Genomic DNA, 14962 nt, shown 5'->3' with positions numbered 1-14962 from the left:
ATACATCAAACCCGCAAGGTTTCCTTTAAGAAATTCCTTAGCGGGCTCTATTGCAAGTCGGCAACAATATCACAACTACCGTGACAAGTCAGCGGCTCAGTTGTCCAGGACGATGCGCAGCATGCGGCGCAGCGGTTCCGCCGCACCCCACAGCAGCTGGTCGCCGACGGTAAATGCTGACAAATAATCGCCACCCATCTGCAATTTACGCAGACGACCGACAGGAATTGTCAGGCTGCCCGTCACTGCAGCCGGCGTCAGGTCGTGCATTGATGACTCTTTGTCATTAGGCACCACTTTGACCCACTGATTATTGCTGGCAATGATGTCATTGATTTCATCCAGCGGTACATCTTTCTTCAGTTTGATGGTCAATGCCTGCGAATGGCAGCGCATGGCGCCGATACGGATGCACAGGCCATCCACCGGAATTACCTTGCCGCCGTTGCTGAAACCTTCGCCGCGGCCGAGGATCTTGTTGGTTTCGGCGCCGGCTTTCCATTCTTCTTTCGACAATCCCTCACCCAGATCCTTGTCGATCCAGGGAATCAGGTTGCCGCCCAGCGGTACGCCGAACTGCTTGGTTTCTTCAGCCGACATCGCATGCTGCTTACCGAGCACCTTGCGGTCGATTTCCAGGATTGCCGATTTCGGATCGTCCAGCAGCGCCTTGACTTCGGCGTTGATGGAGCCGAACTGAGTCAGCAGCTCACGCATGTGCTGGGCGCCGCCGCCCGAGGCTGCCTGGTAAGTCATGGAGGTCATCCATTCGATCATGTCATGCTCGAACAGGCCGCCCAGGCCCATCATCATGCAAGATACAGTGCAGTTGCCGCCGATGTAGTTCTTGACGCCGCGCTGTAAGCCGTCCTTGATGACATCCAGGTTGACCGGATCCAGCACGATAATCGCGTCGTCCTTCATGCGCAGGGTCGATGCAGCATCGATCCAATAGCCGTTCCAGCCGGCCGCACGCAGCTTGGGGAAAATCTCGCTGGTGTAGTCGCCGCCTTGGCAGGTAATAATGATGTCGCATTTTTTCAAGGCTTCAATATCGCTGGCGTCTTTCAGCGTTGTTTCGTTTTTCGCCAGCGCCGGGGCTTTACCGCCGGCATTTGAAGTTGAGAAAAATACTGGTTCGATATAGGCGAAATCGCCCTCTTCCTGCATACGCTGCAACAAGACCGAACCCACCATGCCACGCCAACCGACCAAACCAACCAGTTTCATCATGATTCCCTAACAATATCGGGGGAAAGCCCCGCACTCCACGGCAGACCCACCTGCCAAATTCTCTTATCCCAACGTTATCCCAGCGCCTTGACCACTGCAGCGCCCATTTCGCTGGTGCCGACCTTGGTGGTACCCGCTTCGTAGATATCCGCGGTACGCAAACCTTGCGCCAAGACTTTCTTGACGGCGTTGTCGATGCGGTCGGCCTGCTCCGCCTTGTTCAGCGAGAAACGCAGCATCATGGCCGCCGACAGAATGGTCGCCAGCGGATTGGCAATGTTCTTGCCGGCGATATCCGGCGCCGAACCGTGCGACGGTTCGTACAAGCCCTTGTTGTTGGCGTCCAGCGAAGCCGACGGCAGCATGCCGATTGAACCGGTCAGCATGGCAGCCTGGTCGGACAGGATGTCGCCGAACATGTTGCCGGTGACGATGACGTCGAATTTCTTCGGCGCGCGCACCAGCTGCATCGCGGCGTTATCGATATACATGTGATCCAGCTCAACATCAGGATATTCCTGATGCACCTCAGTGACGATGTCTCTCCAGAACTGGAAGGTTTCCAGCACATTCGCCTTGTCGACGCTGGTCAGGCGCTTGCTGCGCTTTTGCGCTGCCTGAAAGGCGACGTGGGCGATACGGCGGATTTCCGGTTCCGCATAGCGCATGGTGTCGAAACCTTCGCGCTCGCCTTTGAAAGCGCCGTCCGGCGCCGTCCGCACACCACGCGGCTGGCCGAAATAAACGTCGCCGGTAAGTTCGCGGATGATCAGGATATCCAGGCCGGACACCACTTCCGGCTTCAGCGTCGAGGCGTTGGCCAGTTCCGGATACAGGATCGCCGGACGCAGGTTGGCGAACAGGCCGAGATGCTTGCGCAGGCCGAGGATCGCTTGCTCCGGGCGCAACGAACGCTCCAGTGAGTCGTATTGCCAGTCGCCTACGGCGCCAAACAGAATGGCATCAGCTTCTTTTGCCAGCTTCAGGGTGCCATCCGGCAACGGGTGGCCGTGCGCGGCATACCCGGCGCCGCCGACAGGCGCCGTTTCCAGTTCAAATTTTTCGCCCAGCGCGTTCAACACATTGACCGCTTGCTCGACGATTTCCGTACCGATGCCATCACCTGGCAAGATTGCTATTTTCATTTTTTCCTGGATTGAATATTCAAAAATATTTTGCCTGATCAGTTGAGGACAGAGTCACACGGATAGTGTAATTCGCCGCGCTACGCCGGCTCTTAAACACTTCCCGTGCAGCACTATCCGTGCGACTCTGTCCCCAAATAGTCAAATTGTATTGCTCAGCCAAGGCTGCGCAAACAAATGACGCTCTTCAAATTCGCGGATCTTGTCCGATTGGCGCAAGGTCAGGCCGATATCGTCCAGCCCGTTGAGCAGGCAGTATTTGCGGAACTCGCCGACTTCAAACGGGAAAGCCAGATTACCGTTAGCCGTGCTGACCAGTTGCTTTTCCAGGTCGATCACCAGCTTGTAGCCGGGGAAAGCCTTGACTTCGTCGAACAGGCGGTCGATCTGCGCTTCAGGCAGCACGATCGGCAGCAAGCCGTTCTTGAAACAGTTGTTGAAGAAAATATCGGCGAAACTCGGCGCGATGACAGCGCGGAAGCCGTATTGGTCCAGCGCCCATGGTGCATGCTCGCGCGATGAACCGCAGCCAAAATTTTTACGCGTCAGCAAAATGGACGCGCCCTGGTAGCGCTGCTGGTTGAGCACGAAATCCGGATTCAGCGGACGCCGCGAGTTATCCACGCCCGGCTCGCCATGGTCCAGGTAGCGCCATTCATCGAACAGGTTGGGACCGAAACCGGTACGCTGGATCGACTTCAGGAACTGCTTGGGGATAATGGCGTCGGTATCGACATTGGCGCGATCGAGCGGCGCCACCAAGCCATCCAGTACAGTAAATTTATTCATCACATATCCAATCTTGATGCGCCTTTGCCGGCGCCATTCCGCTTGCGCGGGTGATCACTTGCCTTGAATCTTCTCGCCGACGTGTTCTACATCTTTACCGAAGCCGTGAAAGGTATTGCAAGCAGTCAGTGCACAAACGCTAGTCAGCAACACGCACAAAGTGATTATTTTCTTCATCATTGTTCCATCCTTGAATCTTATAACGAGCGAATATCCACGAAATGGCCGGCGATCCCTGCCGCCGCCGCCATCGCCGGGCTGACCAGATGGGTACGGCCGCCGGCGCCTTGCCGACCTTCGAAGTTGCGGTTCGAGGTGGAGGCGCAACGTTCGCCCGGCTCCAGCCGGTCAGCATTCATCGCCAGGCACATCGAGCAGCCCGGTTCGCGCCATTCGAAGCCGGCATCCTTGAAAATCTTGTCCAGGCCTTCGCGCTCCGCCTGTTCCTTGACCAGGCCGGAGCCCGGCACCACCATCGCCAGCTTGACATTGGAAGCACGGAACTTGCCGCGCACCACTGCCGCCGCCGCGCGCAGATCTTCAATCCGTGAGTTGGTGCAGGAACCGATGAACACCTTGTCGATGCGGATATCTTCAATCGCGGTGTTCGGCTTGAGCGCCATGTAAGCCAGGGCTTTTTCCATGCCGTCGCGCTTGGTGGCGTCTTTTTCCTTGTCCGGATCGGGGATGCGGCCATCCACGGCCACCACCATTTCGGGCGAAGTGCCCCAGGTGACCTGCGGCTTGATCTCGGCGGCATTCAGCGTCACCACCATGTCGAATTTGGCGCCGGGATCGGAATGCAGTGTGCGCCAGTAGGTCACGGCGCGCTCCCAATGCGGTCCGGCAGGCGAAAACGGCCGGCCCTTGACGTAGTTCAGGGTAGTGTCGTCGACAGCAATCATGCCGGCGCGAGCGCCTGCTTCGATCGCCATGTTGCAGACCGTCATGCGGCCTTCCATCGACAAGGCGCGAATCGCCGTGCCGGCGAACTCGATTGCGTAACCGGTGCCGCCGGCCGTGCCGATGCGGCCGATCACAGCCAGCACGATGTCCTTGGCGGTAACGCCGTTGGGAATCGCGCCGTCGACCTGCACCAGCATGGATTTGGATTTCTTGGTCAGCAGGGTCTGCGTGGCCAGCACGTGTTCGACTTCCGAGGTGCCGATGCCATGCGCCAGGCAGCCGAAGGCGCCGTGGGTAGAAGTATGCGAATCGCCGCAGACCACGGTCATGCCCGGCAGGGTCGCGCCCTGCTCCGGTCCGATCACGTGGACGATGCCTTGGCGGTGGTCATTCATGCCGAAATAGGTCAGGCCGTAGCTCTTGGCGTTGGCGTCCAGCGTTTCGACCTGCAGGCGCGATATCGGATCGGCAATACCATTGGCGCGGCCGGTGGTCGGCACGTTATGGTCGGCCACCATCAGGTTGGCCGGCAGACGCCATGGCTTGCGCCCGGCCAGCTTCAGTCCCTCGAAGGCTTGCGGGCTGGTGACCTCGTGCAAAAGATGTCGGTCGATATACAGAATCGCCGTGCCGTCCTGTTCGGTATGGACGACATGGGCATCCCAGAGTTTGTCATAGAGCGTTTTAAGCATGATCCAGGGCGGTTTGGAGACCGCGCAAAACAGTGAATTTAGCTCTTGATTATGCCATAGAAGCAGCCCACTAATACCCTAGGGCCTCGTGAAAATGACATTCATGCCCCGGTGTGTTGCTTATATTCACGGATTCGCGCCGGAACAGGCCCCAAGGCAGGAAATCGTTTAGCTCGAATTGGGCCGCTCATTTGACCGCTTATTTCATCGCTTATTTGACCACCTTCCCGCGCAGATACGCGGACAGATCGAGCTTGCCCGTCGCCAGCGCGGTTCCCAGCAAGATGATCAGGCAGCCGAGGACCATGCCAAGCGTCACCTGCTCTTTCAGGAAAATTGCGCCCCAGATCACGCCGAAGATCGGAATCAGGAAGGTCACGGAAGCCGCATAGGCCGAGCCGACGCGGTCCAGCAGGCGGTAGAAAATCACATAAGCCACACCGGTGCACAGCACGCCCAGCGCCAGCACCGAATACCAGGCGATGCTGGAGACCGGCGCCGACGGCCAGTACAACACTGCCAGCGGCAACAGCACCAAGGTTGCCGCCAGCTGGCTGCCGCACGCCACCACGAAAGGCGGCACGCCGGCCAAGCGGGTTTTCGAATAGTTGATCGCGAAGCCGTAGGACAGCGTCGCGAGCAGCACTGCCCCGGTCGCCAGCCAGACCCCGGGCTGCCCTTCGCCGATCTTGTCCCACACCAGAACAATCACGCCGGCCATGCCGACCAGCATGCCGGCCACCTGCGGCCGGCTCATCGGGGTTTTCAGCCAGACGAACGCGATCAAGCCGGTCCACAACGGCACCGTGGCGTTCAAGACGGCATCGAAACCGGCATTCACGTACAAGGTCGAGTAAGCAAACAGCGAGAACGGCAAGGCCGAATTGGTGACGCCAACCACCAGCATCGGCCACAGCTTGCTGCGCAAATGACCACGCGCAACAGCCGAGCGCAATACCGGCAGCAGCACCAGCGCAGCAATGCCGACACGCAAGGCGATCAGCGGCACCGGACCGAATTCCGGCGCACCGATGCGCATGAAAAGAAACGACGCGCCCCAGATGGCCGCGAGAGAAAACAGTTCCGCAATATTCATGACTACCTTTTCGATATGGTGGGCGCCCTGGCGACGAGGCAGCAAATTGGTATGCGGCAATATATCCGATAAACGCGGCGGCGTAAAAAATTCATACCTCCGACGCCATGCCGAGCGCAAAAAAAATCGATGCGAACGCCCGCTGTACAAGCCCGCGCCACAAAAAAAACTTCACGACCGCCGCATGCGTCGCCAACGCTCCACGCGCAATTTCAGTCAAGCAATCAAGAATGTGCACATGTTGTTTTCCGCCTTGTCAAAAACGGACATCGCAATTCACCGATAGTTTTTCCACACGCCATTAATCGCCGCAGCGCTATTTCAACGCCAAGAATGAAATAGGTTTTTTATATTTTTTTTGTTAGCGCTCACAAGATGCAGCACGGAAAAACACTAGCCAAATCGGCCAACTTATCTGGCCGAAGCTGACAAGGTTTTGTCGTAAACACTTCAACTTGCAATCCTATTATCAGATCAACGCAAACGAGCGAGCCCTCTAAACGGCGCGACTGACGGAACCAAGCGCGGCATTTTCGATCACGCGCCGTCCTGTCGAAATCAGACAGCACTGCTCGCCGCCGACAGCGCATGGATATTTGAGTTGAGCAATTCTTGTCTATTAATCGGGGCGTATATAGACGAGACAACACGGTGAATGACGCCCCCACCTTAAGGAGAATCAAAATGTTACGCAAGACAACTATCGCAGTTCTGGCTTCCGTGCTTTGTGGTTACGCAGCAATGGCCGGTGCAGTCACCGTCGTCGGTGCTGGCACCGCCGGCAATGCCGGTGCTTCTTCCTCATCGGGCTCCAGCTCCGGGGGCGGTTCGGGCGCAGTCAGCGTGGGCAACGGCATTCATGCCGCCACAACTACCAACAGCAGCAGCGGCATGGCAACCTCAGGCGCTACATTTGGCCCAAATGGCGTGCTCACAGGCTCCCAAACCAGCACCACATCGACCAATACTAGCGCAGCAGGTGGTTTCGGCCATGGTGGTTCGGCTGCAGGCGGCACTTCCGGTTCGAATACTGGCGCAGCAGCAGGCGCCAATACAGCCAGCGGCGCTTTCTTCTTCCATTTCTAAATCAGGCATTAACGGCTACCTCATCGTAGCTCCAGGCCAACCGTTCGTAAGGGGCGAAAGGAAAGCAATTTCCGAGTAGCCCCGCTAGGAGAAAAAAATGAAATGCGCACTTAAAGCAACGGCGCTCTTGATCGCTCTCTCAGCGACGAATCTGGCGCTGGCGGATATCATATCCGGTTCCACTTCGGACTCGGGCTCCAATTCGGGCTCGACTTCCACCTCGACTTCTCAAGGCGCCGGTTCAAGCGTTAACACCATCGGCACCAACAGCAATTCCAGCAGCGGTTCGACCAGCGGATCCAACGCATCGGCGATCGGCGGCGGCGCATCGCGCTCCTCATCGACCGGCGGCAACTCCACTGCTGCCGGCGGCGCCGGCGGTAATTCACACTCGAACTCAGCTGGCGGCAACTCGACAGTGAGCGTATCAGTATCGCTGCCAAGCACGGCAACCGGCAGCACCAGCGGCGCCGGCGGCACCACCGCCGCAGCAGGCGAACCCGGCAGCAGCCCCAACAACACGCTGACCACGGTCGACTACGGCGGCACTTATACCGTCAAGACCGTACCGAATATCGTGGCGCCTTCCTTGACCACTACTTTGTCCGACACTTGCATGGGTTCGGCATCGTTCGGCTTGTCATTCACAGGTTTCGGCGCCACCGGCGGCACCACCATGGTCGACCAGGCTTGCGTCCGGCGTCTTGACTCCAGGGAATTCCGTGCGATGGGCCTGAACGACGTTGCGCTTGCCCTGCTCTGCCAAAGCGAAGCCAACCGCAAGGCGGTTGAATCGACTGGACGCTCCTGCCCAGGCATGGAAAGAGCTGCAGCACCAGCATCCCCAGCTGCGCCTTCCGCAGAAAACAATGCCGTCAGCCAAAACCTGATGAACATCGGCGATCAATATAAGGACCCATTGATTCGGGCTCGCCTTGGCCTGGACAAGATGCCGGAACTGTCTGCATTAAAAGATCGCTAAAACAGAATGCGAGGGAATGCCATGAAGCGTTCGCCATTCTCCAGCGACCAGATCGCTGCGGCCCTGAAGCAGGAAGAACTGGGCATGCCGTTGGCCGATGTGATCAAGCAGGCCGGGATCACCGAGCGCACCTTCCTCAACTGGAAGCGGCAATATGGAGGCCTGCCCGACTATCCGCAAGACTTGAAATGCTTGCAGGAAGAAAATGCCAAGCTGAAGCAGATTGTGGCTGAACTGACGCTGGAAAACTCTCGTTTGCAAGACGCGCTGGAAGAAAAGAGGAGCAAGCACGAGCACTACAGTTCATCGAATTGAACGCGCCCGATGCAAAAAATGCTTATTGTTAGAAACAATGTAAATCGTAATATTTTTTTGTTGGAGCTTGAAAAAACTGTTTCGAATGTCAAATAAATACTCACGAGAAATTAACATTGGTGCACGGAAAAAATTCAAGGCCCATTTTTTTAGCCATAGAAAAATTTGTGTTAACGCGCCACAGAACTAACTAAATTTAACAATCATTCTCTGGACAATGTCCAGTTTTGTAGCAGAATGGGGAATAGTAATTTACCAATAAAAAATTGCGGTCCGGCAATGCAAAACGGTAGATTGGCGGCAGGGAGAGTCACATGGATATCGAGTGCACAAAGACACTTGAGGTGATAGACAATGGCAGCTCAACCAGGCATATAGGGATCATCGTTTTTGAAGGCGTGGTACTGGCTGACGTAGTCGGCGCTGCAGATGTTTTTGGCGTCGGCGACAAACTGATCTCTACGGTATTTCCCGGCACAACACGCTATGCCGTGTCGGTGCTTTCCATTTCTGGCGGCATGATCATGTCGTCCGCTTCGGTGCAGATCATGACGTCTGCATTGGCATCTTTCGACAAGCATCATTTCGATACCCTGCTGATTGCCAGCGGCACCGGCAATTTCGACGCTTACCGCGATCCCGTCCTGATCGCCTGGCTGCAGCACATGCGCGGCAACGTGCGCCGCATTGCTGCGATCTGCACCGGTGTCTTCGTGATCGGCGCCGCCGGTTTTCTCAACAACCGCCGCGCCACCACCCATTGGGCTTTGCTGGATAAACTGGCGCGCGAATTTCCGTTGATCAAAATTGAACGCGAAGCGCAGATCAGCGAGGACGAAGGCATCTTCACCTCCTGCGATGTCGGCATGGCGACCGACCTGGCCTTGCGCCTGCTGGAAAATGACCTCGGCCCGGCAGTTGCGCGGCGGGTGGCCCAAAGCCTGGTAGTCTGCCAGCGCCGCCGCGACACACCGCCCGCCAACCAGGCATCGCCTGCCAGCCTGCCGGTCAAAACCAGCAAGATCCAGCGCGCGTCATTATGGTTTGTGGAGCACCTGGCGGAATCCATCAGCGTGGTCGACGCCGCCAATTTCGTTTCCATGAGCGAACGCAATTTCGTGCGCCAGTTCAAGCGCGAAACCGGACAGACGCCACATGATTTCCTGCTCAACCTGCGGCTCGAGGCAGTGCGCCAGCAACTAACCGAGACCGACCTGCCGGTGGACAAGATAGCCAGGCGCTGCGGCCTGTTCAGCGGCGAGCATGTCGCCAAGCTGTTCCGCAAGCATATGTGGACCTCTCCGACGGAATACCGCAAAGGCATACGGCCAAGCTGAGCCATGGACCGGGACGCGCTATTGCCTGGAGCACCGATGAACACGACAACCATCGCGATAGCGGCCCGCCAAGTGCGCACCAACCTCAAACCCCTGCCGATCACTTTTCTGGCGACACTGTTCGTGGTGCTGGTATGCGTATCGCTATTGGCAGTGGAAGCCTGGCGCAGCTGGAATGCACGCATCGTCGAGCTGCAGGAAACCGAAATTGCCACCAGCAACCTGGCGCGCGCGCTATCGGAGCATGCAGACGACACCATCAAGCAGGCAGATACGGTGCTGATCGGCGTGGTTGAACACCTTGAACTGGACGGCAACAGCGGCGCCTCGCTGGAGCGCCTGCACAAGCTGCTGATGCAGCATATCGCCGAACTGCCGCAGCTAAACGACCTCTCGATCTACGACGAAACCGGACTCTGGCTGGTCAACGCCCGCAGCGGGCCCATCCCGATCGTCAATAATTCGGACCGCCAGTACTTCCGCTATCATCGCGACCATCTCGAGCGCGGCGCCTATATCGGACCGCCGGTGCGCAGCCGCTCCACAGGTGCATGGATCGTTACTGTCTCGCGCCGCTACAATCACGCCGACGGCAGTTTTGCCGGACTGGCCCTGGCCACCATCAACATCGGCTATTTCAAGAATTTCTACGACAGTTTCGATATCGGCCGCGCCGGCTCGATCTTCCTCAGCCTGAATGACGGCACGATGCTGGTCAGAAGTCCCATGCTGGACAATGTGATCGGCAAGAACCTGGCCAACTATCCGATCTATCGCGATTACGCTTCCAAGAACGCGGTCGGCACCGCCGTCATGCGCTCCGGCCAGGATGGCGTCGAGCGGCTGATTGCCTATCGCCACCTGGTGCAATACCCACTGTTCATCACGGTCGCCCGCTCCAAGGAGGAAGTACTGGCCGACTGGCGCGCCGACACTTACCTGCATGTGCTTGGCGCTCTGCTGCTGACGCTGGCCCTGGGATTGCTAGGTTGGCGCCTGATCCATCAGATCCAGCTGCGCCTGGCGGCGGAGGCTGGCTTGCTGCAAGTCCAGGAATCCTTGCGCACCCTGAACCAGCACTTGGAACAGCTGGCCATGCAAGACAGCCTGACCGGCCTCGCCAACCGGCGCCATTTCGACAGCACCTTGCGCGACGAATTCAGCCGCGCCACGCGCAATGCGAACTCGCTGGCGCTAGTGATGATCGATGTCGACTACTTCAAGCAATACAATGATATCTATGGACATCTGGCCGGCGACGAATGTTTGCGGCAGATCAGTGAAGTCGTGAAAGCCAGCAAGAACCGGCCGGGCGACCTGGCCGCCCGTTACGGCGGCGAAGAACTGGCAGTCCTGCTGCCCGATACCAATCTGGCAGGCGCGATTGCCGTCGCAGAAAAAATCCGTCAGGCGATCTACAACCTGCAGATAGAGCATGCGTTCGGGCCGGTCGGCATGATCACGATCAGCGCCGGCGTGGAAGCTTTCGTTCCACTCAGGGATGACAACATTCCTTTTGAATTGATACAGGCGGCAGACAAGGCAATGTATGCGGCCAAAGCTGCGGGGCGTAACTGCGTGCGCTCCAGCGAGGATCTGCGCTGAAGCGCAGTGGCTTCATATGCGGCCGCGGCGCCCTCTTTCGTAAACCAGCGAGCCTACCGCGATCAACCGATACAGTTCCTGTTCCGTGAGCTTGTACGACAGTGACGCGATTTCGCGCGCCAGCATCCCGATCAGCAGATCATTTCCCGGCACCTGCGCCTGTGGGCTGGCACATGCGATCAAATCGACTATTTGTTCGGCTCTCATGATCCCACCTCGAAGAATTAAGTACTGGATGTCGGCGTTTGCTTGACTGGCTGTGTTCACCGATACTGTCGCGCCGGATTCAGCCGGATTCGGCATGTGGCGCGGTTGTTTGCGTGCTGCCGGAAACACTGGCCATGGAAGCAAGGTTCAAGCTGGAGTCACAGGTTGCGACAGATTTTCGGCCTACTTTCAATGGCGAGAGCGTCGCAGCAGCTCGTCACTGTTTCCAATCAGGCGCCCGGGCAAGGAAGCCTGACCAGAGGCCAGCGCTTCCTTGGACCAGCACGGCCGGATTACTTCTTGCCGCCTCCCAGCAAGCCGTTCAGCAAGCCAGTCACCGGAGCCAGGGCATCGGTGTTGCCTGTGCCACCGGTGGTTCCTTTGCCGCCGGTCAAGCCTGCCACCAGATTCACCACTGGAGCCAGTATGCCCGCGCCGCCAGCACCACCGGCACCGCCGGCCGCGCCACCTGCGGCACCTGTCACGCCCGCTACCAGGCCGGTTACCGGGGCCAGGATGTTGCCTGCACCGCCTGCACCGCCTGCACCGCCTGCGCCGCCGGCTGCACCAGTCAGGCTACCTACCAGGCCAGTCACCGGAGCCAGGATGTTGCCAGCACCACCAGCGCCGCCGGCTGCACCAGTCAAGCTGCCCACCAGGCCAGTCACCGGAGACAGGATATTGCCAGCACCGCCTGCGCCGCCGGCCGCACCGGTCAAGCTGCCTACCAGGCCAGTCACCGGAGACAGGATGTTACCCGCACCGCCAGCGCCGCCAGTTGCACCGGTCAAGCCGCCCAGCAGGCCCTTCACCGGGGCCAGGATGTTACCCGCACCGCCAGCACCGCCAGCCGCGCCGGTCAAGCCACCCAGCAGGCCAGTCACCGGAGCCAGGATGTTGCCAGCACCGCCAGCGCCGCCAGCCGCACCAGTCAAGCCGCCCAGCAGGCCAGTCACCGGAGCCAGGATGTTACCCGCACCGCCAGCGCCGCCCGCACTTCCCAGCCCGCCGACCACCCCGGTCAAGACGTTATCCAAAGGTTGCAACAGACCGCCGGTCTTGTTGCCCAGCAAAGGCTGCCCGGTACCGACCAATGCATTGGTGCCAAGGCCCGCCACGGTGCCGCCAAGATCGCTGACTACTCCGCCCAGGCTGCTCACGCCAGGGACATTCGCTCCGGTCAGCGTTTTGCCGATACCATTGACGGTTCCGCCCAGCGCCACCAGCAAGCCGTTCACAGGCTGGTTCAGGCCGGTTGCGTTACCGACGGTCTGGGTCAAGGTCGTTACCGTGCTGGTCAATGGAACGATTGCCTGGCCGACGGTTTGCGTGATCTGCTGTACCGGGCCGGTAGTCAGCAAGGTCGTCACCGGCGCTCCCAGTCCGGAAACAGCCGTTCCCACCTGGGTTACCAGATTGCCCACCGGCGTAGTCACGGCAGCCAATGGCGCCAATGGTCCGGTTCCCAGCCCGGAAACCACCTGGCCGACACCCTGCACCACATTGCCGGTTTGCGTGACGGCGCCGCCAACGCTGCCGACGGTAGTGCCAAGCGCATTAGGATTGCTGCCGAGCTGGCCCAATCCATTTGTGACGCCGGCGCCCAGCGTGCTGACAATGCCGCTGCCGTTATCGACCACGGTTGTCAAGCCGCCCTTGGATTGGGTCGAGAGCAGCGGCACGTTGTTGATCACCGTATCGCCTATCGCACCCAGTGCTGCACCTGTACCGGACACTGTAGTGCCGACATTGGAGATGAAATTGGCTGAAGCGCCTGTGCCGCCGCCACCGCCTGTACCACCGCCACCGCCGCCTGTGCCGCCACCACCACCGCCTGTGCCACCGCCACCTGTGCCACCACCGCCGCCGCCTGTGCCGCCACCGCCGCCACCTGTGCCGCCACCACCGCCACCTGTGCCGCCACCACCGCCGCCTGTGCCGCCGCCACCGCCGCCTGTGCCGCCACCACCGCCACCTGTGCCGCCACCACCGCCGCCTGTACCGCCACCACCTGTGCCGCTGCCACCGCCACCTGTGCCGCTGCCACCGCCACCTGTGCCACCGCCATCACCCGTGCCACTGCCGCCTCCGCCTGCTCCAGTGCCGCCGCCTCCCGCGCCAGCCCCGGCGCCGCCGGTCCCCTGTGTAACTCCCGCTCCCGAGCCCAATGATTTTCCAAGGTCGCCGCCACTAGAGCAGCCAGCCAGTAAACTTGTCAGCAACAAGGATGCTGCAACCAGGCCCGTTTTCTGCGATGTATTCATGATGTATTTCCCCTTTGTGAAAGTTCGAACCACCTGTTCCTGCATGTATATTTCGCAAGGACCATGCCAGCAGGAAAACATTGGAATAAAGGGCAAAACGCGGACGGCATTACTGCGAGGAAAACGCGATAAGTTCTTTAAAATCAATAACTTAAACTTTTTCAGACCGGAAACAAGAAAAACCTGGCGTGATCGGCCGGGCAAGGTTTGATACGTTACATGTAACGTAACGCAAGGCTTGGTTCGGGTACAATTAATTATCTTTACGACATTCAAATAGATGTTTTCCAAAACATTCAGAATTGTCGTGAAGTGGCCGCACGTCACACACCCTGCAGGCGAAATTGCGCTATTCTCGGTCACTGTAAAAACGGCAACCGTTTGCCTTGACGGGTTCCGCACGCAACTAGTTTCGTCAAACCAGGTCAGAGGATCGCGCCCGCCAGATGGCGCCGGCGTCCATTCACCCAGGTCAGATCTATCAGAGGAATAATATTGTTGGTCCAGAATACAGAGGCATCCAGCTCGCAACATCCAGGCAGAATCCAGAGTTCCAGGCTCCGGCGCACGGTTTCCAGGATTATTTCCCCAGCGCTGCCGCTGGCATTGCTGCTCGCGCTAGGCGCCTGCAGCACACCTTCCGGCCCTGCCCAACCCAGCGGCCCAGGCTATTACACTGTACAAAAGGGCGACACGCTCTCCAGCATTGCGCGCAAATTCAAACGCAGCAACAGCCAGATCATCGCTTGGAACAAGCTGTCCGATCCGAATGACATCAAGGTCGACCAGGCCTTGCGCATCGCGCCGGATGGCGTCCGCGCCAGCGGCAATCCTGTGGCCAGCAGCACTCCTTCGCCACGCAGCGATGACAGCGACGACACGGCGGCGGCCAGCGACCCGAAGAATGCAGTTGACTGGACCTGGCCTGCCGCCGGCGACTCCAGCCGCGGCACCGGCCAGGGCAGAAAGGGCATCGACATCGCCGGCCAGCTGGGGCAGCCGGTGATGGCTGCCGCTGCCGGCAAGGTGACCTATGCCGGCAGCGGCATACGCGGCTACGGCAACCTGGTGATCATCAAGCACAATAGTTACCTGCTGTCGGTATACGCCCACAACAAGACCATCCTGGTCAAAGAAGGCCAGATGGTTGGCAAAGGCCAGAAAATCGCTGAAATGGGCAAAACCGACAGCAATACGGTCAAGCTGTACTTCGAAATCCGGCGCCAGGGCAAAGCGGTAGATCCGGTGCGCTACCTGCCGAGCCGCTAGAAGCCGGCCCCGGGCACGAAAAAAAGGGGCGCATCG

The 14962-nt window shown here is 58.9% G+C and carries 15 protein-coding genes; 6 read left to right on the top strand and 9 right to left on the bottom strand.

The window, feature by feature from the left end; translation table 11 throughout:
• Positions 1–96: 96 nt before the first annotated feature.
• The 6 genes from asd to CPter91_RS11210 form a co-directional block, all read right to left on the bottom strand.
• Entirely contained in the window at positions 97–1230 is a 1134-nt protein-coding gene (gene asd, locus CPter91_RS11235) for an aspartate-semialdehyde dehydrogenase (protein ID WP_061940219.1), read from the bottom strand.
• 77 nt (positions 1231–1307) lie between these two features.
• Positions 1308–2378, bottom strand: coding sequence for a 3-isopropylmalate dehydrogenase (gene leuB, locus CPter91_RS11230; RefSeq protein ID WP_061940217.1), 1071 nt, complete (start codon positions 2376–2378; stop codon positions 1308–1310).
• A 141-nt stretch (positions 2379–2519) separates the two neighbouring features.
• Entirely contained in the window at positions 2520–3167 is a 648-nt protein-coding gene (gene leuD, locus CPter91_RS11225) for a 3-isopropylmalate dehydratase small subunit (RefSeq protein WP_061940215.1), read from the bottom strand.
• 54 nt (positions 3168–3221) lie between these two features.
• Complete coding sequence (locus CPter91_RS11220; protein WP_061940213.1) at positions 3222–3344, bottom strand: entericidin A/B family lipoprotein; 123 nt, start codon at positions 3342–3344, stop codon at positions 3222–3224.
• Positions 3345–3364: 20 nt separating this feature from the next.
• A complete protein-coding gene (gene leuC / locus CPter91_RS11215) occupies positions 3365–4765 on the bottom strand; it encodes a 3-isopropylmalate dehydratase large subunit (protein WP_061940210.1) in 1401 nt (466 codons plus the stop codon).
• Positions 4766–4976: 211 nt separating this feature from the next.
• Entirely contained in the window at positions 4977–5861 is an 885-nt protein-coding gene (locus CPter91_RS11210; RefSeq protein ID WP_061946119.1) for a DMT family transporter, read from the bottom strand.
• A gap of 684 nt (positions 5862–6545) precedes the next feature.
• On the opposite strand from CPter91_RS11210, the gene CPter91_RS11205 reads away from it, so the two are divergent.
• The 5 genes from CPter91_RS11205 (at position 6546) to CPter91_RS11185 (ending at position 11186) form a co-directional block, all read left to right on the top strand.
• A complete protein-coding gene (locus CPter91_RS11205; protein ID WP_236906009.1) occupies positions 6546–6947 on the top strand; it encodes a hypothetical protein in 402 nt (133 codons plus the stop codon).
• Between the two features lie 97 nt (positions 6948–7044).
• Positions 7045–7929 carry a hypothetical protein gene (locus CPter91_RS11200; RefSeq protein WP_061940206.1) on the top strand — a complete coding sequence of 295 codons (885 nt, stop codon included), beginning with the start codon at positions 7045–7047 and terminating at the stop codon, positions 7927–7929.
• Positions 7930–7950: 21 nt separating this feature from the next.
• Complete coding sequence (locus CPter91_RS11195; RefSeq protein WP_061940203.1) at positions 7951–8244, top strand: transposase; 294 nt, start codon at positions 7951–7953, stop codon at positions 8242–8244.
• 314 nt (positions 8245–8558) lie between these two features.
• Complete coding sequence (locus CPter91_RS11190; protein WP_061940201.1) at positions 8559–9581, top strand: GlxA family transcriptional regulator; 1023 nt, start codon at positions 8559–8561, stop codon at positions 9579–9581.
• Between the two features lie 36 nt (positions 9582–9617).
• Complete coding sequence (locus tag CPter91_RS11185; protein WP_082792776.1) at positions 9618–11186, top strand: sensor domain-containing diguanylate cyclase; 1569 nt, start codon at positions 9618–9620, stop codon at positions 11184–11186.
• A gap of 12 nt (positions 11187–11198) precedes the next feature.
• On the opposite strand, the gene CPter91_RS11180 is transcribed toward CPter91_RS11185, so the two are convergent.
• The 3 genes from CPter91_RS11180 to CPter91_RS27310 all read right to left on the bottom strand — a co-directional run bounded on the left by CPter91_RS11180 (position 11199) and on the right by CPter91_RS27310 (position 13572).
• Positions 11199–11489 (bottom strand): hypothetical protein, encoded by a 291-nt coding sequence (locus tag CPter91_RS11180; protein WP_061940199.1) that lies wholly within the window; start codon positions 11487–11489, stop codon positions 11199–11201.
• Positions 11490–11686: 197 nt separating this feature from the next.
• Positions 11687–13129, bottom strand: coding sequence for a collagen-like triple helix repeat-containing protein (locus CPter91_RS27545; protein WP_269465563.1), 1443 nt, complete (start codon positions 13127–13129; stop codon positions 11687–11689).
• Entirely contained in the window at positions 13096–13572 is a 477-nt protein-coding gene (locus CPter91_RS27310) for a hypothetical protein (protein ID WP_236906008.1), read from the bottom strand. The genes CPter91_RS27545 and CPter91_RS27310 overlap by 34 nt, the downstream gene beginning before the upstream one ends.
• Before the next feature lie 685 nt (positions 13573–14257).
• Between CPter91_RS27310 and CPter91_RS11165 the strand changes: the two genes are divergently transcribed.
• Positions 14258–14926 carry a peptidoglycan DD-metalloendopeptidase family protein gene (locus CPter91_RS11165; RefSeq protein WP_417924858.1) on the top strand — a complete coding sequence of 223 codons (669 nt, stop codon included), beginning with the start codon at positions 14258–14260 and terminating at the stop codon, positions 14924–14926.
• Positions 14927–14962 lie beyond the last annotated feature (36 nt).

The organism is Collimonas pratensis (assembly GCF_001584185.1).
Lineage (GTDB): Bacteria > Pseudomonadota > Gammaproteobacteria > Burkholderiales > Burkholderiaceae_D > Collimonas > Collimonas pratensis.
This window is presented reverse-complemented; position numbering and strand designations above follow the sequence as displayed.

Excerpts from the sequence above, each read along its gene's own strand:
- CPter91_RS11185 (WP_082792776.1), top strand. The coding sequence starts at position 9,618 with ATGAACACGACAACCATCGCGATAGCGGCCCGCCAAGTGCGCACCAAC.
- CPter91_RS11200 (WP_061940206.1), top strand. The coding sequence starts at position 7,045 with ATGAAATGCGCACTTAAAGCAACGGCGCTCTTGATCGCTCTCTCAGCG.
- CPter91_RS11190 (WP_061940201.1), top strand. The coding sequence starts at position 8,559 with ATGGATATCGAGTGCACAAAGACACTTGAGGTGATAGACAATGGCAGC.
- CPter91_RS11210 (WP_061946119.1), bottom strand. The coding sequence starts at position 5,861 with ATGAATATTGCGGAACTGTTTTCTCTCGCGGCCATCTGGGGCGCGTCG.
- leuC (WP_061940210.1), bottom strand. The coding sequence starts at position 4,765 with ATGCTTAAAACGCTCTATGACAAACTCTGGGATGCCCATGTCGTCCAT.
- CPter91_RS11180 (WP_061940199.1), bottom strand. The coding sequence starts at position 11,489 with ATGCCGAATCCGGCTGAATCCGGCGCGACAGTATCGGTGAACACAGCC.
- asd (WP_061940219.1), bottom strand. The coding sequence starts at position 1,230 with ATGAAACTGGTTGGTTTGGTCGGTTGGCGTGGCATGGTGGGTTCGGTC.
- CPter91_RS11205 (WP_236906009.1), top strand. The coding sequence starts at position 6,546 with ATGTTACGCAAGACAACTATCGCAGTTCTGGCTTCCGTGCTTTGTGGT.
- leuD (WP_061940215.1), bottom strand. The coding sequence starts at position 3,167 with ATGAATAAATTTACTGTACTGGATGGCTTGGTGGCGCCGCTCGATCGC.
- CPter91_RS11220 (WP_061940213.1), bottom strand. The coding sequence starts at position 3,344 with ATGAAGAAAATAATCACTTTGTGCGTGTTGCTGACTAGCGTTTGTGCA.
- CPter91_RS11195 (WP_061940203.1), top strand. The coding sequence starts at position 7,951 with ATGAAGCGTTCGCCATTCTCCAGCGACCAGATCGCTGCGGCCCTGAAG.
- leuB (WP_061940217.1), bottom strand. The coding sequence starts at position 2,378 with ATGAAAATAGCAATCTTGCCAGGTGATGGCATCGGTACGGAAATCGTC.